At 32.0% G+C, this 22,161-nt stretch carries 17 protein-coding genes and 5 tRNA genes; 13 read left to right on the forward strand and 9 right to left on the reverse strand.

Going from position 1 to position 22,161, the window contains the following annotated elements; translation table 11 throughout:
- Window positions 1-34: 34 nt before the first annotated feature.
- The 3 genes from GKC53_06170 to GKC53_06180 all read right to left on the reverse strand — a co-directional run bounded on the left by GKC53_06170 (window position 35) and on the right by GKC53_06180 (window position 2,679).
- A complete protein-coding gene (locus GKC53_06170) occupies window positions 35-394 on the reverse strand; it encodes a hypothetical protein (protein QRN41684.1) in 360 nt (119 codons plus the stop codon).
- Window positions 395-435: 41 nt separating this feature from the next.
- Window positions 436-1,728, reverse strand: coding sequence for an adenylosuccinate synthase (locus GKC53_06175; protein QRN41685.1), 1,293 nt, complete (start codon window positions 1,726-1,728; stop codon window positions 436-438).
- A 117-nt stretch (window positions 1,729-1,845) separates the two neighbouring features.
- Entirely contained in the window at window positions 1,846-2,679 is an 834-nt protein-coding gene (locus tag GKC53_06180) for a hypothetical protein (GenBank protein ID QRN41686.1), read from the reverse strand.
- Between the two features lie 428 nt (window positions 2,680-3,107).
- Between GKC53_06180 and GKC53_06185 the strand changes: the two genes are divergently transcribed.
- The 5 genes from GKC53_06185 to GKC53_06205 all read left to right on the forward strand — a co-directional run bounded on the left by GKC53_06185 (window position 3,108) and on the right by GKC53_06205 (window position 3,570).
- Window positions 3,108-3,183, forward strand: a tRNA-Gly gene (locus GKC53_06185).
- 14 nt (window positions 3,184-3,197) lie between these two features.
- A tRNA-Gly gene (locus GKC53_06190) sits at window positions 3,198-3,273 on the forward strand.
- Between the two features lie 28 nt (window positions 3,274-3,301).
- A tRNA-Cys gene (locus GKC53_06195) sits at window positions 3,302-3,375 on the forward strand.
- 14 nt (window positions 3,376-3,389) lie between these two features.
- Window positions 3,390-3,464, forward strand: a tRNA-Cys gene (locus tag GKC53_06200).
- Between the two features lie 15 nt (window positions 3,465-3,479).
- Window positions 3,480-3,570: transfer RNA gene (locus GKC53_06205), tRNA-Leu, on the forward strand.
- A 992-nt stretch (window positions 3,571-4,562) separates the two neighbouring features.
- On the opposite strand, the gene GKC53_06210 is transcribed toward GKC53_06205, so the two are convergent.
- On the reverse strand, window positions 4,563-4,949 hold the full coding sequence (locus GKC53_06210) for a hypothetical protein (GenBank protein ID QRN41687.1): 387 nt from the start codon (window positions 4,947-4,949) through the stop codon (window positions 4,563-4,565).
- A 38-nt stretch (window positions 4,950-4,987) separates the two neighbouring features.
- On the reverse strand, window positions 4,988-5,449 hold the full coding sequence (locus GKC53_06215; protein QRN41688.1) for a hypothetical protein: 462 nt from the start codon (window positions 5,447-5,449) through the stop codon (window positions 4,988-4,990).
- Between the two features lie 1,119 nt (window positions 5,450-6,568).
- On the opposite strand from GKC53_06215, the gene GKC53_06220 reads away from it, so the two are divergent.
- A complete protein-coding gene (locus GKC53_06220) occupies window positions 6,569-7,099 on the forward strand; it encodes a gamma carbonic anhydrase family protein (GenBank protein QRN41689.1) in 531 nt (176 codons plus the stop codon).
- Window positions 7,100-7,147: 48 nt separating this feature from the next.
- Here GKC53_06220 and recA read toward each other — a convergent pair whose 3' ends face one another.
- The 4 genes from recA to GKC53_06240 all read right to left on the reverse strand — a co-directional run bounded on the left by recA (window position 7,148) and on the right by GKC53_06240 (window position 15,586).
- The gene (recA, locus tag GKC53_06225; GenBank protein ID QRN41690.1) at window positions 7,148-8,191 is read right to left on the reverse strand and encodes a recombinase RecA; all 1,044 of its coding nucleotides are present in this window, start codon (window positions 8,189-8,191) and stop codon (window positions 7,148-7,150) included.
- A 33-nt stretch (window positions 8,192-8,224) separates the two neighbouring features.
- On the reverse strand, window positions 8,225-8,617 hold the full coding sequence (locus GKC53_06230) for a hypothetical protein (GenBank protein QRN41691.1): 393 nt from the start codon (window positions 8,615-8,617) through the stop codon (window positions 8,225-8,227).
- 76 nt (window positions 8,618-8,693) lie between these two features.
- Complete coding sequence (gene recB, locus GKC53_06235) at window positions 8,694-12,284, reverse strand: exodeoxyribonuclease V subunit beta (protein QRN41692.1); 3,591 nt, start codon at window positions 12,282-12,284, stop codon at window positions 8,694-8,696.
- 2 nt (window positions 12,285-12,286) lie between these two features.
- Window positions 12,287-15,586: a hypothetical protein gene (locus tag GKC53_06240; protein QRN41693.1), complete on the reverse strand. Its 3,300-nt coding sequence runs from the start codon at window positions 15,584-15,586 to the stop codon at window positions 12,287-12,289.
- Between the two features lie 246 nt (window positions 15,587-15,832).
- Between GKC53_06240 and djlA (GKC53_06245) the strand changes: the two genes are divergently transcribed.
- The 7 genes from djlA (GKC53_06245) to GKC53_06275 all read left to right on the forward strand — a co-directional run bounded on the left by djlA (GKC53_06245) (window position 15,833) and on the right by GKC53_06275 (window position 22,096).
- Entirely contained in the window at window positions 15,833-16,936 is a 1,104-nt protein-coding gene (djlA, locus tag GKC53_06245; GenBank protein ID QRN41694.1) for a co-chaperone DjlA, read from the forward strand.
- A gap of 191 nt (window positions 16,937-17,127) precedes the next feature.
- Complete coding sequence (djlA, locus tag GKC53_06250) at window positions 17,128-18,042, forward strand: co-chaperone DjlA (GenBank protein ID QRN41695.1); 915 nt, start codon at window positions 17,128-17,130, stop codon at window positions 18,040-18,042.
- Window positions 18,043-18,046: 4 nt separating this feature from the next.
- Window positions 18,047-18,268 carry a hypothetical protein gene (locus tag GKC53_06255; protein ID QRN41696.1) on the forward strand — a complete coding sequence of 74 codons (222 nt, stop codon included), beginning with the start codon at window positions 18,047-18,049 and terminating at the stop codon, window positions 18,266-18,268.
- A 14-nt stretch (window positions 18,269-18,282) separates the two neighbouring features.
- Window positions 18,283-19,335, forward strand: coding sequence for a dihydroorotase (gene pyrC / locus GKC53_06260; GenBank protein ID QRN41859.1), 1,053 nt, complete (start codon window positions 18,283-18,285; stop codon window positions 19,333-19,335).
- The gene (locus tag GKC53_06265; protein QRN41697.1) at window positions 19,316-19,948 is read left to right on the forward strand and encodes a transglycosylase SLT domain-containing protein; all 633 of its coding nucleotides are present in this window, start codon (window positions 19,316-19,318) and stop codon (window positions 19,946-19,948) included. Before pyrC ends, GKC53_06265 begins: the two co-directional genes overlap by 20 nt.
- A 40-nt stretch (window positions 19,949-19,988) precedes the next feature.
- Complete coding sequence (gene ssb, locus GKC53_06270) at window positions 19,989-20,498, forward strand: single-stranded DNA-binding protein (GenBank protein ID QRN41698.1); 510 nt, start codon at window positions 19,989-19,991, stop codon at window positions 20,496-20,498.
- Between the two features lie 20 nt (window positions 20,499-20,518).
- Window positions 20,519-22,096 (forward strand): NAD+ synthase, encoded by a 1,578-nt coding sequence (locus GKC53_06275; GenBank protein QRN41699.1) that lies wholly within the window; start codon window positions 20,519-20,521, stop codon window positions 22,094-22,096.
- Window positions 22,097-22,161 lie beyond the last annotated feature (65 nt).

Below are 22,161 nucleotides of genomic sequence, written 5' to 3' on the forward strand. Positions count from 1 at the left end.
TTAAGTCGTGGTTTTTTTATGCAATGGAATATAATTAATTAGTTTTTAATATTTTTTTTTCACAGAATTGACTAATTTCACTCCCAACGGCCTCTATGTTTTTTATATACTCTTGCTCACTTCTAGCATTTTTAGCGATATTAAACATTTTTTTAACGTAAGTTTTATTCAAACTTGTATTTTCAGCCACACAAGTACAGTAACTATCAATAATTTTTTTAGTGGCAGCATCTACTTTGGAATTCGATTTAGTAAGTTCCATTTTACAATTCTGCGCAATAGCCTGTTGTTGAGATTTGAGTGTTTCCGAAAACTCGGCTTCATTGATAGGCTCTGCAATACTGTTAAAAGTGGACAAAACTATAATAGTACTCAATAATAATGACTTCTTCATACATGTCTCCTTATGATTCAATAATCGTTTACTCCTGTAGTTTACTTTAGAGGGTGTTTTAGAATAATCGTCTCTTCTCTATCAGGCCCAGTTGAAATAATTGAAATAGGAACACCACATAACTCCGATAATCTTGCAAGATATGCTTTAGCATTTTTTGGAAGTTTTTCATAATCTTTAACACCTAGGGTATTTTCTTTCCAACCAGGCCAAGTCTCATAAATTGGTATACATCGTTCAACTGCATGAGCTCCAAAAGGAAATAAATCTATTTTTTGTCCATCTAGTTCATAACCAACAGCAATCTTAATTTCTTCTAAGCCATCCATGACATCTAATTTTGTAATACAAAGTCCAGTGATTCCATTTAACTGAACTGTGCGTCTAAGTGTTGTAGCATCAAACCAGCCACAACGACGCGAACGACCGGTCACAGAACCAAACTCATTTCCTTTATGTGCTAAATAGGCACCTGTTTCGTCATATAATTCAGTAGGAAACGGACCAGAGCCAACTCGTGTAGTATAAGCTTTAACAATTCCTAACACGTATTGGAGGGAGTGAGGAGGTACCCCAGCACCAGTGGCTGCGGCACCGGATAAACAGTTAGAGGAGGTGACATAAGGATAAGTTCCATAATCAATATCTAATAGGGAACCTTGAGCACCTTCAAATAAAATATTTTTACCTTGTTGGTTGTATTGATGTAATGTGTTAGATACATCGCCAATCAAGGGTTTAATTTTATCAGCATAATTCATTGTTTCATCATAAATAGACTCAAACTGTATTTTTGCAACATTGTATAAGTGTTTTAGTTGTGTATTGTATAATTCAAGAATATTTTCTAACTTTTCAGCGAAATATTTGGGTTGAAATAAATCTAGTATTCTTAATGCTCTTCTGGCAACCTTATCCTCATATGCAGGGCCAATACCGCGACCTGTTGTGCCAATTTTTTTTGAACCTCTAGCAGATTCTCTAGCATTATCTAGAGCAATGTGATAAGGCAAGATAAGTGGACAGGTAGGAGCAATCATTAGACGTTCTCGCACATTAACACCTGCGATTTCTAATTCTTCAATTTCTTTAAATAAATCTTTAGGAGAAACCACTACTCCAGAGCCAATCAAACATTTAACATGAGTGTGTAAAATACCAGAGGGAATTAGTCTTAAAACAGTTTTCTTACCATTTACGATCAGTGTATGTCCTGCATTATGACCTCCTTGAAATCTAACAACAGCAACAATATCTGGTGTTAGTAAATCAACTATTTTTCCTTTTCCTTCATCACCCCATTGGGTACCAATGACTACTACATTCTTCGACATAATTTTTTTTCCACAATTATTTGAGTTCAATGACATGGGTTAAATTACCCATTGGTTATTAATAAATTCGATTTTATAATCACATGTAATTCTCTAATGAATTTCATTATTAGTATTTCAATGATAACTTGTTTTTTGGTTATTTTTTAATTCTTCAGTCATTTCTTTTGCTGGTTCATAATCACGAACAGGGATTTTAATATCATTATTATCAATTTTTTCATCTCGGATGGTGTTTAAAAAATATTTAAAATCAAGATGTAGTACTGTTGCAGATCTTGCTTTCTTAGAATAGTGTTCGAGATTGGCACAGCGATCTTCTTCTAGGAAGTTAGAGCATGCGTTTACATAAACTCTATACGATAATCTTGTGTGGTAATGATCGGATCTTATCCACGATAAGTCAATATAGATTAAATAGTTTTTAACAAAAATGCTAATTTTCTCTAACTCCAGAATAGTTGTTTGAATTCTAGGTGTTTGTATGAATTCTTCTTTAGTGTTTTCAATAACTTCCTGGTGATCATCAAGTGGTGAGTTAAATACAACAAAGGATTGTCTAACATTTAAAGGTAATTGAAAAGGAGTTAACTGTTTTGTTGTTGTTTGGCTATCTTTTATTGTCAGTCGCTTAATTAAGTAAAATAGTTGATATTTAGTGTTAGTTTCTTTTAATAATGAATTGAAAATATCAATATGATCCAAAGAAAGAATAATTCCGTGGCTAGGAATAATTTGTACACAGTCTAGCATTAGTTTGAATACTTCGATATCAGTATCTCTACCTTGATGCCTAAGAATTTGAGTCCAAACTTTTAGTGGGACTCTGGTGTTAAGTAATGATTGGGTTGTATGCAGTGTAGAATGAGCATAATAAAAACCACGGATAGAGCAATTGGATGATAGGTGAGAGCTGGTTTGTGTAATCTGCATGGTAATGTTGGAACGCATGCTCAGTTATTTCCTTGAAATTTATCGGTTACTCGAACGGCCTTTTTTATTAAGTTCTTGTAATTATTGGTTAATAAAAAAATGGTACATTCTATGAGAAGAGTAGAGAGCCTCAGTTGGTAGCCACATGAACGAAATAAATGGATAATCCCCCCTCTGGTTTTTTCCAGACGATAAGCCATAAGTGGCAATACTGAACCATAGTTGGATAACTGGCAAGATTCCATTGCTTCCTTTCATTAACTTAGGATAATTATAAGCGAGGAGTATAACATTAAACTCTTTTAAATTTAACAACAATGTTTTAATAAATTCCTTCTAAAATACTTAAGTACGTACTTAAAATGATCTTGACATGAAATTTCATTATAATATAATGTCATCCTTCATGTTTGGTGGTGTATGATTGAAGATAAACGAGGTGGTTTGCGGGAATAGCTCAGTTGGTAGAGCGCAACCTTGCCAAGGTTGAGGTCGCGAGTTCGAGACTCGTTTCCCGCTCCAGTATATACCGCAGTGCGGGAATAGCTCAGTTGGTAGAGCGCAACCTTGCCAAGGTTGAGGTCGCGAGTTCGAGACTCGTTTCCCGCTCCACTTTAACAAAGAGCACTCAAGCAAATATGGCGAAGTGGCAGAGTGGTTATGCAGCGGCCTGCAAAGCCGTGGACGCCGGTTCGATTCCGACCTTCGCCTCCATACTTGCTCAGTATGGCGGGATGGCAGAGTGTTTATGCGACGGTGTGCAAAGCCGTATAGGCCGGTTAGATTCCGAGCTCCCGCCTCCATAAAAAATAGTGTCAGCCCGGGTGGTGGAATAGGTAGACACAACGGACTTAAAATCCGTCGGCTTTTAAAACGGCCGTGCCGGTTCGATTCCGGCTCCGGGCACCATTTACATATCAATGGCTTTCAGTTCTAACTGATTGTTTTCTTTTATATCTACTCTAAGATCTCATCTTTAGGATAGCGTTATAAGGTGTAAGTGAGAAAGAATAGTTATCTAGCGGATCCTTGTTGTGCTGTATATATTGTTGAATTTATAGAGATAAGTGCACTTCCTAAGTCTTCTACACAATAACTAGGTGGTTCACAAGCTATCACTCTATGATTTGTGCTTAATATTTGAGTAATACTTTCTTTTGATCATTAGATACTGTCTCTTTACATAACCATAGCTACAATATTCTCCTTTTTTGGTTATAACATAGAGTTGAAAGTATGCTAAGTTAGGGGTAAACCAAACCATCAATCCTTAATACTTCCAATTTTGAAAAATCATCGCTTGATCACCAGCCCTTACTATTCTCATGTTGCCAATAACTCTATTTCTTTCTTTTCAAATATTAAGTGAATTTATATCCTAATAAAATAAGAGATATTGATTATTCTGTGTATTATTTAAAACTTATTACAATCAAGATCTAGCATTAAAAGAAAGAATACTGGGAAAGTTCTATACAATTATGTCGTGAACAATAAATATGCTTTTAACAGACTATTGGCACACGAGAAATTACGTGTACACACCTCAGGTAAAAGAATGAGTTAGAAAATAAAATAGTTATTTGAGAATAAAACACTAAATAGTAAATTAAACCCTATTTTATTAGATAGAATGATCTTAAATTTTTAGATAAAATCATTGGGTTATGTGACTAAATCATCCTGTCCACCACCAGATGCTAATTATGGCCAAACCATGAAAAACCCATATTCGACGTGAGTTATAAGATTTTTGAACTCATTTTCATCATTAGCAAATCCCTCTACGCAAAAACTATAGACTTAATTTTTTGAATAATTTTCTTCTAATAAACAACAAAACAAATGTCATTATTATGAATATTGAATAGAATACTGTTGGTAGTGTCACATCCAGAAAATTATGTTTGGGTGTAAAAAATATCAATTTGATTTGATATCTCTGTAAGCTCACTATCATTATTAATATCTTTTCTAGGAATAGAGTGTAGTAGCTTTTTTGCTTCATCTAGTTGTTCATGAGCAATATAATGTTTCATTAACAATTTCTTTTTTATTACAGATCGGAAGTCTGTGATGAGCTCATGTTTAATTTTTTTAATATCATCAGATGATAACTGAACCTTATTTTCATTTAAAAAGTAATAATATTTATTTTTTATAAAAGGAATATTGGGATATTTTTTAATTAAATCGTTCAGCCTATGTTGAATATTGATATTCTTTGAATTAATTTTAATAGCTATTAGGCCACCTAATAGTATTGACTCATAAACATCTTTTGCCATATCTCTTTTAAACGGAGTATAGTCAGAGTTGTTTAGACTTAACTCATAAGATGGATTACTGAAATTAACTTCAATATTTTCTGTTGTTTCCCAAAAAACAAAGTCATTATTTTTATTTTTAAAAGATAAAAAGGCATGCCTTGGTGCATAGACAATATATGGGGTCCATTTTTCATATCCAATGCATCCATTAGGATATATACATATAAATCGCAATCAGCTTGTTGAAAAGCATAATTGGTTACAGAGATAGATTTCTTGTGTGGAAAATATTGAATCACCAATTGGTTAGCACATTTCACATAATTAATTTTTTCATCGTCATCATCATTATGCATCGTGCATTCTTGATTTATTTTATTTAAAATGAAATTGATATTATTTAATGCCTTATTTTTATTTTCTACAGAAGTAACCCTCATTTTCTCATCTAGTTCTATTAATTGATGAGTCAATAAATTAGGATTAATTTTACTATCATCATATTTTATTTTTGGCACAAACAAAGTTTCGAATTTATTAGTAATATTAGAAATTATTGATGATATATCGATATCAGGGTGAAATCTATTACTAATTATTATTATTTATTAGCAAAACAACCAAGTAATTACGAGGAGATTAAATATCTTATAAGATTGTTTATTATCCATTATTATTGTCTCTATTCTTTAAAAGTAATTTATTCTATTTGTTTGAGATCATAAGAATTTTATGGCTAAACAGATAAAGATTATTGTGTAGAAAAGTTAGCTTATTATATCCGTAGGAGAACTTGTTTCCATGAAACGAACTCTAAATATCCTTGTCATTCAAGGATATTTTGGCTATTTTTGCCCTTTATCTCATTATCATTTTGTTTTTCAAATAATTTTCTGTTAACAGGCACAGATGGTATTCTCACATTAATTTTTTTGCTAGTAAATGAAATTATGTTACTAGCAAAAAAATATTGGAATAGTTGACACAAAAACAACACTCCCTATTTGTAAAGAAGTGATATCAATACATTCAAAAAGAGGTGCCAATATATTTACAATAATGTCGTTCTCACGTTGTGTTGCGAATAGCGATAACAAAACTTATTATCAGCATAGTTGATTGGTTAAAAAAATTAATTAACAAAATCAATATATTAAGTCTAAGCTAAGATAATAATGAAACTTAATGGGTTACTCTAATGAATTTTAATGTGGGCTAGTTACTTTATTTATGACCTCACGCTATCATAAAAATACTTAATTAGTCGATGAAAAGTCTTGTTACTCAATTTTGCTTTTAGTCTGAATTTTTGTTGGAATAAAAATTGTAAATACTTCAGTAACAGATTAGATGAAATCCAAACACACAAAAACTACAAGTTTAGGTCGGATGTTACAATTTCAAATGTTGATAGTAAACCGCTCTATCTGAGCTGAATATATGGAGTGAGCTTCAGCTTAGATGTAGTGGGTTACCGCCTTAAATATTTAACAAGTAAGTGGAGAGAGCTCTCTACTGACTAAAAAATATATTTTATAATTTGTGCTAAAATTCTAAAATCTATTTTGGAGGGATATTTCTGGTCTCTAATTATAGAACTGAATGAATAGTTGATGATTATGGAAATGAGGGAGCTTATGGCAATCAGGACATTTCAAGGGATACAGCCGATTTTAGGTAAAGAAATCTATATTGATGAATTTAGTTGTGTGATAGGAAGAGTTAGGATAGGAGATGAATCTTCGATATGGCCGGGTGCTGTTATCCGTGCTGATGTTAATGATATTGTGGTAGGAAACCGCACCAATATTCAAGATGGTTGTGTTTTGCATGTCACTACCCCTTCGAAAGATAATCCCAAAGGATATCCTTTATTCATAGGAGATGATGTAACTATCGGACATCAGGTCATGCTACACGGGTGTACTGTTAAGAATAAAGTTCTTATTGGGATAAGTAGTGTAGTATTAGATGGTGCAGTGATCGAAGATAATGTTTTAATAGGGGCGGGTTCTCTAGTGCCCCCAGGTAAAATTTTAGAGAGTGGCTTTTTATATTTAGGTTCACCTGTCAAGCAAATTAGAAAATTAAATCAGGATGACCTAGATAGCATTACCCACTCTGCGGCTCATTATGTAGACCTCAAAAATAGGCATTCAGAAAAATGAAAAATACATTGTAGTAAGTAAAAAAGTCTTTTACTATAATGCACGAAGTTATTCTTTTTGAATAGCAGGGTTAGTTTCATCACTAACAACTTCAAAACCATTGAGTACATCTGCTTGCTGCCTGATTTGCATTTCAATTTCATAGGCGATTTCTGGATTTTCTTTTAACCAAATACGTGTATTGTCTTTACCTTGGCCTATTTTAGTCCCATTGTAAGAATACCAAGCACCAGCTTTTTCAACAATTCCCATTTTAACACCTATATCAACTAATTCTCCCTCTACAGAAATTCCTTCACCGTATAGTATATCAAATTCTGCTTGTTTAAATGGAGGGGCAACTTTGTTTTTGACTACCTTAACTTTGGTTTCGCTTCCTAATATATCTTCTCCTTTTTTGATATTGCCAATGCGACGAATATCTAAACGTATAGAAGAGTAAAATTTTAAGGCATTACCACCAGTGGTTGTTTCAGGGTTACCAAACATGACACCAATTTTCATTCGAATTTGATTAATAAAGATAACGAGAGTATTAGTTTTTTTAATATTACCTGTTAGTTTTCTCAGTGCTTGACTCATTAATCTTGCCTGTAACCCCATATGACTATCACCCATATCGCCTTCAATTTCAGCTTTAGGTACAAGAGCAGCTACTGAATCGATTACAACTAAGTCAACACTCCCAGAACGAACCAACATATCACAAATTTCGAGTGCTTGCTCCCCAGTATCAGGTTGTGAAATTAATAGATCAGCAACATTGATCCCCAATTTCCCAGCATATACAGGATCAAATGCGTTTTCGGCATCAATAAATGCACATGTACCTCCATTTTTCTGACATTGAGCAATAGACTCTAAACATAGAGTGGTTTTACCAGATGACTCGGGGCCATAAATTTCTACGATGCGACCACGAGGTAATCCACCAACACCTAGAGCAATGTCTAAGCTTAGAGAACCAGTTGAAATAACCTGTAAATTTTCATCGGTATGAGATCCATCCATTTTCATGATGGAGCCTTTTCCAAATTGTTTTTCAATTTGCGCCAAGGCAGAAGCCAAGGCCTTATTTTTTTCATCTGACATATATAAAAACCTTATAAAATATAAAATGGGTTATTATTTTTTTCTATTTTTAATTAATAGAATAATGTAACCAATAAACATAACAGCCAGTACTAGGCCAAATTTAACATACCAAGTAGCAAACCAAGGCATTTGAATACACATTAAATTAGCTGTTTGGATATCATATCCTGCACTCTTTTGAGCATACCATGTCAAAAGAGGTGTCCATGCAGTGACAAAAAGACCTAAGAAAATGGGCCATGTAAGGTAGATTTTTTCGTTCTTCCATACCAGAAAGGTTGTAATCACCCAAACAATATTGTAGAGAATTATTTGAACTGTAATATCGTTACTGACAACTAGCCAACGGTTAATGAAGTAGCATAGAATAATCCAAACAATACCCAAAATAGCAATAATAATTTCTTCAGGTTTTTTAAACATGGTGAATTCCCTTATGAATAAACTAATTAATTCTATCCCCTAGAGTCCAGTAATATAACATTATGTGCCTAAAAAGTCATGTTGCTTTTACTGTTAAAGAGGTTTCTAGATCTTCAATTTTTTGATAATCAATGTCCCATTTCCATATACCTTTATTTGAATTTTTTTGAACTGCCCTTAAGAATAAATATCGAATATAAATATGTTTAATAGGTTTTTGGATTGATTTAAAATAGCGGTGCATAGCTAATGCATAAATAGTTGCTTGAAACTGGTAAGCATGTTTTAACACTTCGGAAAGTAGGCGATCCGTTGTATAGTCTTGTAAATCATTACCCATAAAGTTTGATTTATAGTCAATAATGTACACATCTTCATCATTATATAAACCCACCCAGTCAATAAAGCCACTGAGATAAGTTTCATAAATTTTTCCCTGAGGATGAGAAGTATCTGGAATAATAAATTTTTCCAAATTATTATTTTTAAACCATTGATTAATAGTTTCTAGTGTAACCTCATTGGGTTGGTAGAACATGAATTCTAGTTCTTTGCTACTGATGTCAGGTGAGAAATTAGTCAGTGTAATTTCTTTGTTTAATTTAGATTTTAAGGTGTTTTCAATCATTTCTAAAGTAACTTTTGTCAAATCTTCAATTCTATAATACCCATGTAAACCATATTGTATAATTCTTTTTCTTATTAATGGTTCATATGCAGATAATGGTTCTTGAAAATTAATTAATTCCAATATTTCATGCCATAAATTTCCTGTTTCAGAACCCTTAGGGAAAGTGAATATATTTAAGGTAGGTTTTATATTTGTCAAATCTTGTTTCAGTACTTGTGTATCTATTTGTGAAGAATATAAATCAGGTGACTGAGAATTTTTAATCATGCGACTATAACTAGTGTTTTCTGATAGAGAGTATTGAAAATTTGGTTTATGAATTGTTATAAAGGATGGCTTGTTTAGTTGTACATTTTGAAAAAAGGTTGGATTAGGTAAATTCTCTTGAAAATCAATGATATTTTCTAAGTCCCGATTGGTTCGATACCAGTTTTGCCAAGCATCCCAGAGGGTTTCAGATTCTTTTAAGTAAGGAGAAATCAGATATTGAAGTGGGTTATCAGCATTAAGCTTATCTTGCTCTACATCGTTGGTAAATAGAACTAATTTTTCTTCTGCACGAGTAATGGCAACATATAGTCTGCGTATCGCCTCCTGAGCAGCATGTTGGGGTGCTTTGTTTATATTTTTAATATAAGTTAACTGTGGGCTTGAATGTTCAGATGAGGTATCCAGTTCTAGTAATGGTTTTTGATTTTTTTTCTCAGCATAGTCCCAGAGAAAAGGACAAAATACGATGGGATATTGTAAGCCTTTAGAGGCATGTATAGTGATAATTCTAACCAAATTCTCATCACTTTCTAGGCGTAAGGTGTTTTCATCTGAAGGTACATTATTTTTTTGGATCTGGTCTTCGAACCATTTAATGAGGGTATTGGGATTTTGAAATGAAATTTCTTTTTCTGATAGTATTTCAATAAGTTGGTTAAAATTAGTTAGTGATCTTTCTTGCTCTTGTTGAATGAGTCGAGTTTCAACACCAATAGATTGAAATAAAAATTGAAATGCAGAATAAATTCCTTTTCCATCCCATACGATAAAGAAATGTTTTAACTGTTGCAGATAGTATTCTAATTTCTTTTGAGAATTTTGAATTTCATTAATTTCTTTAGCATCAGCATTCCAAAATTGACTACTAAGTAGGTAATTTAATTCTTGATAATTCATTTCAATTTCTTGTAAAGATTGAGCTTGGTAAGAAAGGTTACGAGAAAATTTTAATAAACTTAATAAAATCAGCGCCTCTTCTGTATCATAAATAGATTCTTTTTCATATTTGACAGAGCGAATGTTTTTATTTAATAACGCATTAGATACTAACTGAGCTTGTATATGTGTGTTAACCAGTATAGCAATGTCTTTGGCTTCTAACACTCGATTGTCATATTGAATGAGATTTTGCTGTGATTCATTTAGTAACAGGGCAATATAATTAGCACTAGCGTCGGCGGCTAATTGACTTAATTTATTTTTATTCTGATATTCTTCATTTAGTCTAATAATAGTTAATGTAGCTAAGGTATTATTTTTTTGTATTATTTTATGATCTTTTCTATACGCTGTTATGTTGTTATAGGATATATTTTCATTTTTAAAAGGATTACTATTGCTATTGAATAATTTATTAATAAAGGTTACAAGAGGAGACACACTGCGATAATTTGTATTCATGGTATAAAAATGAGTGGCATCTTTTTTAGCATTTAGGTAGGCAGTAACATCGGCACCACGAAATTGATAAATAGATTGTTTGGGATCACCTATAAAAAAGATTGGAGTAGCATTATTAATAAATAACTTTTGAAATATAGTATATTGAACAGGATCCGTATCTTGAAATTCATCGATTAATACATAATGATATTGATGATTTAAGTTATCAATTAGTTGTTTCGTATGGGAAGTATCGCTATTGACAATGGATAAGACGTCAATTAATAGATCGTTAAAACTACGTTCAATGGTTAGTTTTTTATAGTCTTCTAGACGTTTATCTATGTAATCAATATACTCCAAATACCACTGTGCAATCATTTCATCTTTCTTGTCTTGATAGTTTTTATATTGTTCAGCAAGAGAAATAATGCAATGGAATGATCTAAAGAGTGTTTGTATTTTTTGTTTGTTGGCTGTTTTTTTTAGAAAATTTTGGTTATTAAGTTTAAAGCGCAAACAAGCATCCAAATATTTATTGTTAGATAAAGTAGAAAAAATTTTTTGAGGAGATTGTCGGAACATATCAAATAAGGTCTCATAGGTTCCGAGTTTAAAATAAGTACCACTTAAATCATTTTTTTCTCGTAGTATGGTCAAAAAAGCCTGAATATCATCTTCATTGAGTTGAGAGTGAAGGTTTTTTGATAATTGTCGTATATTTAATAAATTGTTTTGGAATTGTTTTTTTTGTAAATTATTCAGAAAATTTTTTTGAATAAGGGGACGTTGTAACCATTGACGATTTTCCATATATAGGGATTCAGGTGTAATGTTGTTAATAAAGAAAAACCAACTATTTTCATTACAGGGGGTTATATTTTCTCTAAAAAAATCTTCTGTGAAAGTACGAACTACTTCGTCGTGATTACTAACTAAACTTAGGTTAAATGGGCTACCACTTAAAAAAGCCTCATCTTTTAGTACAGTTAAGCAAAAACTATGAATAGTGTAGATAGTTGCTTCATCAAAGTGGTTTATTTGTTCAGTTAGATGTCGAATAATGTTGGGAATATCCCTATTTTGTTGTTCAAGTTCATGTATTAACTGTTTTATAAATGGTTCTATATTTATATTATTTCCTAATAGTGAGTGTTTAATTTGAATTAATCGATCTCTTAAGCGTTGTTTGAGTTCCGCGACAGCAGCATTTGTGAAAGTAACAACTAGTATTTGGTCAACATGTTTATTTTCTAATACGATTAATCTTGCATAAATTGAAGCAATACCATAGGTTTTCCCAGTACCTGCAGATGCTTCTATGGAACTAACGCCGTTAAGTGATATAGTCAGGGGGTCGAAGGTCAAAAGTGTTGTGCTCATAATTAAATCTCAAATTTTTTAAACTGTTCAAACATAGGGATTAGTAGTTCTTTAATTAGAGGTAAAAATAATTCATGATTTGTAATTAAATCTTGATTTTTGAAGAGTAATTGATTTTCGAAATAACTTAATTCATTCGATTGTTCGAATTCATTTTGTATTGTGGTCAGGTAATTTTCCAACATAGGTTTATTTTTAGTACTTAATTTTTCTCCAATTGTAAAAGATGTTTTGTAGAAAAAAGGTAATGGTGTTTTAATACCCATTTGCATATATTTAATCCACGATTTTAAATACGTTGTAGCTCTATCTTTGTCCATAGGTTTAAAATGAATGAATTCATATAATCCTAGTAAGTAACTATCAGTGAGATTCCCCTTGGCTGCATAAATGAGGTGTTTAAGATAAGCTTGTATTAGAAGTTGATTATTGAATATTTTTCCATAATTGAATACAACTAAATTTTGACCAAAAAGGCTCTCTAGTGAGCCGGATAGGTGAATACCATCGATATTTAATTCAATATTAAATCGTGTGTGTGGTAATTTTAGTAGCTCGTGAATGGGTTGATTTTTATTTGGAAGAATACTACGTAACAAGTCGTTTAATTGAGATTCGATACTAGAAAACCAGGTATTGGCTAATTGCCCAGATGGAAAATAATCAAACTCATAAAACTCTTGTTTTAGTTTAGGTATGTTTTGTTGGTTTACTATTGCATTGAATAAAGATCGAATAATGAATTGTCCTTTGTCATTTAGTTGAGTACTTTTAATTTTATAGCGATTTTCATAAGGTGTTTTTAACAAAGAAAAAGGTTCATTAAAAGAAGATTCTGGTTTAGTATAAGGTGGATAGATAGATAATTCATTTTTTAACCAGTAACGAGTAGGGTTTTTCCAGAATGCTAAGAATTCAGTTAAAGCTAAGAAAGGATTTGTTTTTTCTTTGATAAGATAACCAGCTAAAAAATCTTTTATAACTCTATTTTTTGCTTGATAAGCATTTAAATAGCTTGTTTGATAATTAATCAAAGTAGTTGGTGCTTCAAAGTATTTCTTGGAAAAGTTTTGTAAGGGATGTTGAGTAATCCACTTTTCTTGAAGTATTTTATTGTCAATATGTGTCATATCTTCTACTAGGTTGATGATCTCATTTATCAATGGAGAGGGATTTAATATTTCATTTCTGTCTATGCTACGACCTATATATGATATATAAAGTGCTTGTTGGGTACTGATCAGAGTCTCTAAGAATAAATATCTATCATCTTCACGACGGGATAAATCCCCTGGTTCTCTATTTTTCTGAATTAAATCAAAAGATGAATGAATATTCCTTCTAGGAAAAGATTGATCATTCATACCAATTAATGCCACAAATTTAAAAGGAATAGTACGCATTGGCATTAAACTGGCAAAGGTAATTCCTTTGTTCAAAAATCCTGCATTTGAGATAGTATTGATAGATGATTGAAGGATATATCTAAAGGTATTGTAATTAATATCATTGTTAAATTTGGCTAGTTCAATAGATTTATTTAGTTGGACTAGTTGATTAAAAAAAGTTTCTTGAGCGGTTTTATTTTCTAGAGTGATCTTAATCAGTGATAGACTGATATTTTTTATTTCTTCAATCCATTGACTCATAGATAGCATCTTATGATGTGTTTTCTGATAAATATTTTCTAGGACATTGATGAAAGGAAGTAATTTTTCTTTAATTACTGATTTAAATTTGGACTTTGTATTGGCAATTTCTTCCTGATTGGGATTAAATTCTAAACAGAGATTTTCAAAATTAAATAATGAAGACTTGGGATAATTTTCATTGATAATAATTTGTAGATTCTTAATTCCTTTATCCCAAGTGAACTGGTGGTTATTTGCTTTATAAGTTTGGCGATGTTCTTGGTTCAAACCCCAGCTTATGTTTAATTTATCTAGAATAAAGTGAATTATCTTAAGTTCATAATTAGAAATAGAGAAATGATCCCTAATGTGTATATTTTTTAATAACTCTAGAACACAATTGACTTCAAAACGACTATCTATGAATTTTAGTATTGCTTCAATTGCTGTGTAGTAAGGCTGATCACTTTTAACTTTTACATCAGAGACAGAATAGGTAAGAGGTATTTCATCTTGTGTATAGGATCCGAAGATTCCATTGATATAGGGCAGATACTGTTCGATATTAGGACTTAGAATAGCAATATCTTCTAGTTTTATTTCGGGATGGGTTTTTAAATAATGAATTAGGTAGTTTTTTAGAATTTGTAATTCTCTAACTGGGCTATGTGCAGCCTGAATGGTTAAGGAATCATCATGACTGAGTTTTTCATAACTATTGAATAAATCAGAAAGGTCACTAGGATGGTTTAAACATAGAATATCATTCTGAATTTTTTGTAGTAGACTGGCAGGTTGCTCATTTGATCTTAAACTATATAATTCCTGTTCTAAAACTGCTGGATAGTTAAGTAAAATTCGGAAAAAATCTCTACCTTGATGGCCTAAAGAATCCAATAAGGGGTGTATTAACTGGGAGTCAGTCCAGTTTTCTTGGCAAGGACTTAAAATAAAAAGATGCACCGGAATGTGGTTAGACAATAGATCGATTAGTTCAAGGTATAATGTTGCTAATGAGGTAATACTAAATAGGTTAACCCTTTTAGGAAGTTGAATACCTTTTTGTAACTCCGGTGCTTTTAAAATATTTTTTAAGTGAGACCACACAGTGACGAGATGATAATTATCTAATTCCTGTGCTAAATATAACCATAAGTCTTTCTGCCATGATTGCTCTTTACCTGTAATACCTTCCATCAATTGATTATTAGACCAAGATTCAATCCATTTAGGTCTATAGATCATATAATGGTTAAACAATTGAGCTAACTCTTTTGCCAAGTCAAAAGAAGCAATATGATGTTTACTAATATAATCATGAGTATGATGGTAGATATTGGGATAATCATTTTCAAAAGTAGGAGATTCAAATAGTGATAAAATTTTCCAAAGTATAATTTCAGGTTGAAAAAAATTGGGCTTTTGTTTTAGTTCTGGTAGGCATCTTTGAGCAATATCCCAAAAGAATGCACCCGGTTTTTCAAAAGAAAGATGAACAACAACACCTAAATCTTTACTTAATTTTTTTTTAATATACTGCTCCATTCCTTGTGTGTAGACAACGATAGGTTCTGTTTGGAAAGGATTCTTATCTAGAAGATAAAATTTTCCGAGTAAAGAAATTAAGGAATCAAGTTGGTTAGATTTATGGATAGAGAGCTTTTCAGACATAATTTGTGATTTGACAGGTAAATAAATTTAAGAAGTTTAATTTAACTAAAATGGGTATAGTCTACAGTATAAAACAAATATAAAAATGTATTAATGAAAAAAGGTTAATGTGGGTAACAAATAATTTATAGTATAAAATTATGATCAAATCCAGGGACTTGGGGAAAATGGAATGGTACGGGAATTTCACAGCCCTAGAGAAAGATTTACTACAAAAAAAGAAAAAAATGAAACAGGACTTTACATATGAGTAAGAAAATGTATGAAGATTTTGAACAGAAGAATCAATCTATTTACCAAAAATGGAATGCATACAAAGACAAAATTTATTATGGGGTTCAGAGTGTTAGGGTATATATGAGACAGTCAGCGTCTATCTTATGGCAACTGATAGTGCAATCAATGCCTATATTCTTCATTATTTTTTTCTTCAGTTACAATGTTAAATTTACCTTCATTTTGACAATATTTTTTATTCTGGTAAATTTTTTCCGTATTCAAAAAGCTAATCGGCCAGTGAGAATAAGATCAGAATTCTTTTTCGGAGACTTGAGTGGTGTTCAATATTATTTAATGGTCACCTTTTATGTTTTAGGTGCTATGTCTAAGGCTAAAGGAAGAGTTACTCAGAATGATATTAAATATGCTGAGGATTTGATGATGCAATGTCAAGTAGACGCTTCAATACGTCAAATTTTAATGAAAGTTTTCAATCAAGGTCGAGATGGGACGTATAATATTAACGGAGTGATCGCAGAATTTTGCCAGATTTTTAGGAATAGGGGGCAAAGCCTGGCTTATTTTTTCGAATACCAACTGAATGCTGCAATGCAAGATGAAAAATTACAAATTGAGGAGTTGTCTATTTTACAAACAATAGCAGCTCACATGGGTATGGCGAATTCTACTTTTGAACAGAAGATTAGAAGTGCAAAAGCAAGTTATCGAACCAAATCTTTTTATTCTTTTTATCAACAAGCAAATTCTGGACAGAGCGGTTATACATCCCATGGATGGAATAGTTCCTCTGGTTATAGATCCTCAGATTATAGTGGTCATCGAGCTTCTAGTGGTGGTTATGGATCATACGGACAAGGTCAGGGATATAGGGATCATCATAGACAATCTAGCCAGTCTCAATTACAAGATGCATATGACATTCTGGGTGTGAAAGAAACGGATGATTTCGATAAAGTTAAAAGAGCATATCGTAAATTGATTAAGCAATATCATCCAGATAAATATGTATCACAGGATGTACCTGAGGCAGTAAAAGAACAGGCAAATCAAAAAAGTCAGGAAATTATTAGTGCTTATAATTTAATCTGTAAAGTTAGGGGCGATAAATAATTTCGGGTATAAATTAAAATTAATTAACATTAGTAGCTATGAGAAATTTTGTGGTGTATTTTTTGTTAGTGACGATTTAAGTAATGTTCTTAAATTAAGAGATAATTTTGGTGTAAAATAGTATTATTAATGGCAATTGTTAGAACATACATTTGATCAATCATCGTCATTTTACTCATTGATATGGTGATATGTTTATATTTTTAAAAACTGTTTTGGTTTATCTTGCGTTATGTGTTGTGACGGGAGGATATAGCTTTTCTTTGTGGATGGTTTTGGTTGCTTACTTTATTAATGTGGAAGCAAAGCGTAACTTAAGTGTGAGCTATATTCGTTCTCGATTCTTTCCTGGAGAATTGACACTTTTAGAATACCACATTATGGTTGTTTTTTATGTCTTAGGATGTGTCACTAAAGCAAAGGGGATAGTGACTAAGGAAGATATCCAATATGCAGAAAACTTGATGACTGAATTCAAGGTGGGATCAGATAACACCATGAAAATATTGCTGATTAATAGTTTTAATAAAGGGAAATTAAACACATATGATTTAAGTCAAGTGATAGTAGAATTTTGTAGTTTTTTTAAAGATAATCCACGAGCAAAATCTTATCTTTTTGATTATCAACTGACAGCAGTTGTGAAAGACGGCCAATTATTGGATAAAGAATTAGAAGTTTTGACCATAATTGCTAAGCAAATTGGAATGAGTGCTTATTCATTCAATAAAAAAATTAAGAGTGCAGAGGATTGTTATCAATTTAAACAACGTTTTAATCATCAAAGTATGGGTAGAGGTTCTGAGTGTCAAGATGATAAAGAAAAGTCATATAATCATCAGTATCAACAAGATAAATCGTATTATTATCACTATCAAGCTAACATGGATAATGACATACGAAATAAATTTGATGTTTTAGGTGTTAAAGAATATGATGATTATGTGACAGTTAAAAAGGCTTATCGTATGCTTATTAATGAGTATCATCCTGATAAATTTGTTTCTAAAGATGTTCCTTTGGCAATAGTGAATAAAGCCAAGGAAAAAAGTCAGGAAGTAATTGGGGCTTATGATTTAATCTGTAGAATTAAAGGATGGAAATAGTAGTATGGAAACTCTAGATGTCAAAGGTTTAAGGTGTCCAATACCAATTTTGAAAGCCAAAAAGGCATTGGCAGGATTGGAATCAGGAGATGTTTTATCTGTGTTAACAACTGATGAAAGTGCTCCAACTGATTTTAAACAATTTTGCTTTCAAACAGGACATCAACTATTAGAATGTAGTATGAAGGAATTAGGGTATTATCAGATTATTATTAAACACAGGTAAAAAGATTAATGCATATTAACAGAATTTCTATTGTGAGACCTGATGATTGGCATTTACATATTAGAGATGGTGATATGATGAGGGCAGTCATACCATTTTCCAGCCAAAAAATGGCTAGAGCGGTGATAATGCCGAATTTAATTCCTCCTGTTGTTGATGCCCAGCAAGCTTTAGCTTACAAAGAAAGAATTATGTCATCTGTACCTAAAAAAGATTCATTTGAGGCATTAATGACTTTATATTTGACTGACAGAACCAATGTTGACATAGTGCGACAAGCACATCGTGCAGGTATTGTTGCTTTTAAATTATATCCTCAAGGAGCAACAACGAATTCTGAGTCTGGCGTAACAGATATTTTCAAATTATTAGCTGTGTTAGAAGAAATGCAAAAATTAGGTATTTTACTGTTAGTTCATGGTGAAGTGACAGATAAAGAGATTGATATTTTTGATAGAGAAAAGGTTTTTATTGATAGAGTATTAATTCCTATTAGAAAAAAATTACCTGAATTGAAGATTGTTTTTGAGCATATCACTACTGCGGAAGCCGTCTCTTTTATTGAGGCAAGTGATAATTATTTGGCAGCGACTGTCACACCACACCATTTACTATTTAGTAGAAATGATATGTTGGTTGGGGGCGTTAAACCTCATTACTATTGTTTACCAATTCTTAAACGGGAATCACATCGAAAAGCTTTGTTACGAGGTGTAACAGGGAAGCATGGTCATAAATTTTTTGCAGGTACAGATAGTGCACCCCATAGGCAAGATCAAAAGGAATCATCTTGTGGTTGTGCAGGTATTTTTAATGCACCTATTGCACTAGAATTATATACTGAAATTTTTGAGAAAGTTGATGCATTAGATCAGTTAGAAAACTTTGTCTCTATTAATGGCCCTATTTTTTATGGGTTACCTATTAACAGTGAAAAGGTAACTTTGATAAAGGAGCCATACCAAGTACCAGAATTCTACGAAGTTAATGGAGAAAAGCTCATACCATTTTTAGCGGGTAAAGAGGTTGCATGGCGATTGGTAAATAATGAAGAAGCAATATATTGATTCATCAAGGAGGAATTTTTTTAAAAGTATAGTCTTTGGGGGGACAATATTTTTATTTCCCAAAGTTGTGTTATCAGGAGCACAAAAGGAAGAGTACTTAGCTGATAGTGTTGCTTCGAATATGGGTCGTTCTTTAAATAACGTTAATCCTGCACGATTAATTTTCTCAAGTGATATGGCGGGGCAGTTATGGTTAAATGATATGAATAAACGATTGAGTCAATATGTTGATTATGAATATCAAAGGCATAAAATTCTTATTAATTTGCAATATGAGGCAAGTAGAGCAGGTTTAGATTCCCAATTAATCTTGGGGTTAATACAAATAGAAAGTAGATTTAGGCGTTATGCTATTTCCCCAGTAGGTGCTAGAGGACTAATGCAAGTTATGCCTTTTTGGGTTAGTGCTATCGGGAAGCCTGAGCATAATTTATTTGATATCAGAACTAATTTACGTTATGGTTGCACAATACTACGGTATTATTTGGATAGAGAAAATGGAAATTTATTTCGGGCACTTGGTCGATATAATGGGAGTTTAGGGAAGGCCAGCTATCCTAATGCAGTACTAGGAGCAATGCAACAAAATTGGGTATATAATGGGCCTGTGTGATTAAAATTAAAATTAAAATCAATTATTTTTGGGGGAATAAATGTCTTTAAATAAAGTATTATTAATAGGTCGCTTAGGTAAGGACCCAGAAAAAAGATTTATGCTTTCAGGTGACGTGATAGTAAATTTTTCGTTAGCAACCAATGAGAATTGGAAGGATAAATCAGGTCAGAAACAGGAAAGAACTGAATGGCATAATATTACGATGTTTGGAAAATTAGCGGAGATTGCTGCAACTTACTTAAAAAAAGGCCAACAGGTATATTTGGAAGGTAAAATATCTTCAAGAAAATATATGGGTAGAGATAATATAGAAAGAATATGCCACGATATTATTTGTGATCAAATGGTTATGTTGGGATCTAAGGGCAGTAATTCTACGACCTCTTTTGATTCACCTCCTCCATTAGGGAACATAACACCACCACCATCTGAACCTTTGCTCAATACACCAATATCACCTAGTGTATCACCTAGTGCACCGACAAAACAATTACTTGAAGAAAAGAATATAGATATAGGTGAGATAGATTCTGATGTTCCTTTTTAACTTTTAGGACGTGATGTAAAATGAAAATAGTTTTGATGCAAAAATCAGTTGTTTGTGCTGATATAGAGAGAAATTTAGAGTTAATCTTAGAGTCTTGCCAGGCGGCAAAAAGTAAAGGTGTTTTTTTATTAATGACCCCTTATTTTGCGCTAACAGGTATGCCTTTATTGGATCTGTTAGAACATGATTTTTTATTTGAAGAAATAGATAAGGCGATAGAAAAACTTTTTACAATTAGAGAAGTAGCCGTTTTACTAAGTTATCCAAAACGTTATCAAGGTAATGTTTGTGTTTGTCAGGCTGTTATTTATAATGGACAATTTATTTATCAGCATCACATGACAATGGAAGGAGTATCTTTAGAGTATGGTCAAGATGATGGTGTATCATATCAATTTAATTTAAATGGGTTGAATTTTTCATTGTTATATTCTAATCAGAAAAATAACCATTTTTCTTGTTTGGATAATACAGATATTATTATATTTCAATCTACTGAAGCTTTTTATGATTCGATCCAAAGCGAAAGAGTAGATATAGCAAAAAAAATTCTTGATATTACTAAAAAACCAGTGCTTGTAATGAATTCTTTAGGTGCTACTGATCAATACATATATGAAGGGGGATCTTTTGCTTTGGATAGAAGAGGTGAGTGTCAGTTCCAAGCAGATTACTTTATAGACAAGGATTATTTATTAACATGGGATGCTAATAGAGGTTTAATAGGAGATCAAGCGGATTTATATAAGGAACGTATAGAGCTATTATATCATGCTATTATTTTTAGTATGCGAGAGTATTTTCGGAAAAACCATTTTAGAAAGATATGTTTAGGGTTGTCTGGAGGAATTGATTCGGCCTTAGTCTTGGCACTTTCTTGTCAGGCAGTAGGGGCGAATAATTGTGAAGTATTTTTGATGCCTAGCCAATATACGTCAGATATGAGCAATGACTTAGCATTACAAATGGTTAAAAAATTACAAGTATCTTATTCGATAAGATCGATTACTAGTATTTTTAATCAGAATTTAGCTGTTTTAGCAGATAGATTTAAAGGAATACCAGAAGATATAACAGAAGAAAATTTACAGGCAAGAATTAGAGGTACGCTATTAATGGCATTATCTAATAAAACAGGTGCTATTTTATTGTGTACCTGTAATAAATCAGAAGAAGCGGTAGGATATTGTACTTTATATGGCGATAGTAATGGTGGTTTCGCACCTATTAAGGATTTGTATAAAACAGAAGTATATCAAATGGCTCGTTGGATTAATCAATTTTTTCAGGATGAAATTATTCCACAGGGAATTATTGATAGAACGCCAAGTGCTGAATTGAAAAATAATCAGTCAGACCAAGATTCATTACCTGAATATGAAATACTAGATGGAATTCTTCAGTTAGTTTTACAAAATAAAAGTGCACAAGAAATTATCCATCAGGGTTATGATGAAGAAACAGTTTATAAGACTATGAGATTAATTAGAAATAGTGAATTTAAGCGTCAACAGGGTGTATTAGGGCCTAAGATAAGTAGAAAAAGTTTTGGTCGTGAATGGAATTATCCTATTATTTGTTTGTCCAAGCCTTTCTAGAAAAATTTATAGGGGCTAGGAGATAGTGTTGAAAAATTTATTATCTTATTGTATTACAATTAGTT

Source organism: Neisseriaceae bacterium (assembly GCA_016864895.1).
GTDB lineage: Bacteria > Pseudomonadota > Gammaproteobacteria > Burkholderiales > Neisseriaceae > QFNR01.

Bases quoted from the DNA above. Each gene is read 5' to 3' on its own strand.
- GKC53_06170 (QRN41684.1), bottom strand. From the start codon at position 394: ATGAAGAAGTCATTATTATTGAGTACTATTATAGTTTTGTCCACTTTT.
- GKC53_06175 (QRN41685.1), bottom strand. From the start codon at position 1,728: ATGTCGAAGAATGTAGTAGTCATTGGTACCCAATGGGGTGATGAAGGA.
- GKC53_06180 (QRN41686.1), bottom strand. From the start codon at position 2,679: ATGCGTTCCAACATTACCATGCAGATTACACAAACCAGCTCTCACCTA.
- GKC53_06210 (QRN41687.1), bottom strand. From the start codon at position 4,949: ATGGCAAAAGATGTTTATGAGTCAATACTATTAGGTGGCCTAATAGCT.
- GKC53_06220 (QRN41689.1), top strand. From the start codon at position 6,569: ATGGCAATCAGGACATTTCAAGGGATACAGCCGATTTTAGGTAAAGAA.
- recA (QRN41690.1), bottom strand. From the start codon at position 8,191: ATGTCAGATGAAAAAAATAAGGCCTTGGCTTCTGCCTTGGCGCAAATT.
- GKC53_06230 (QRN41691.1), bottom strand. From the start codon at position 8,617: ATGTTTAAAAAACCTGAAGAAATTATTATTGCTATTTTGGGTATTGTT.
- recB (QRN41692.1), bottom strand. From the start codon at position 12,284: ATGAGCACAACACTTTTGACCTTCGACCCCCTGACTATATCACTTAAC.
- GKC53_06240 (QRN41693.1), bottom strand. From the start codon at position 15,586: ATGTCTGAAAAGCTCTCTATCCATAAATCTAACCAACTTGATTCCTTA.
- djlA (QRN41694.1), top strand. From the start codon at position 15,833: ATGAGTAAGAAAATGTATGAAGATTTTGAACAGAAGAATCAATCTATT.
- djlA (QRN41695.1), top strand. From the start codon at position 17,128: ATGTTTATATTTTTAAAAACTGTTTTGGTTTATCTTGCGTTATGTGTT.
- GKC53_06255 (QRN41696.1), top strand. From the start codon at position 18,047: ATGGAAACTCTAGATGTCAAAGGTTTAAGGTGTCCAATACCAATTTTG.
- GKC53_06265 (QRN41697.1), top strand. From the start codon at position 19,316: ATGAAGAAGCAATATATTGATTCATCAAGGAGGAATTTTTTTAAAAGT.
- ssb (QRN41698.1), top strand. From the start codon at position 19,989: ATGTCTTTAAATAAAGTATTATTAATAGGTCGCTTAGGTAAGGACCCA.
- GKC53_06275 (QRN41699.1), top strand. From the start codon at position 20,519: ATGAAAATAGTTTTGATGCAAAAATCAGTTGTTTGTGCTGATATAGAG.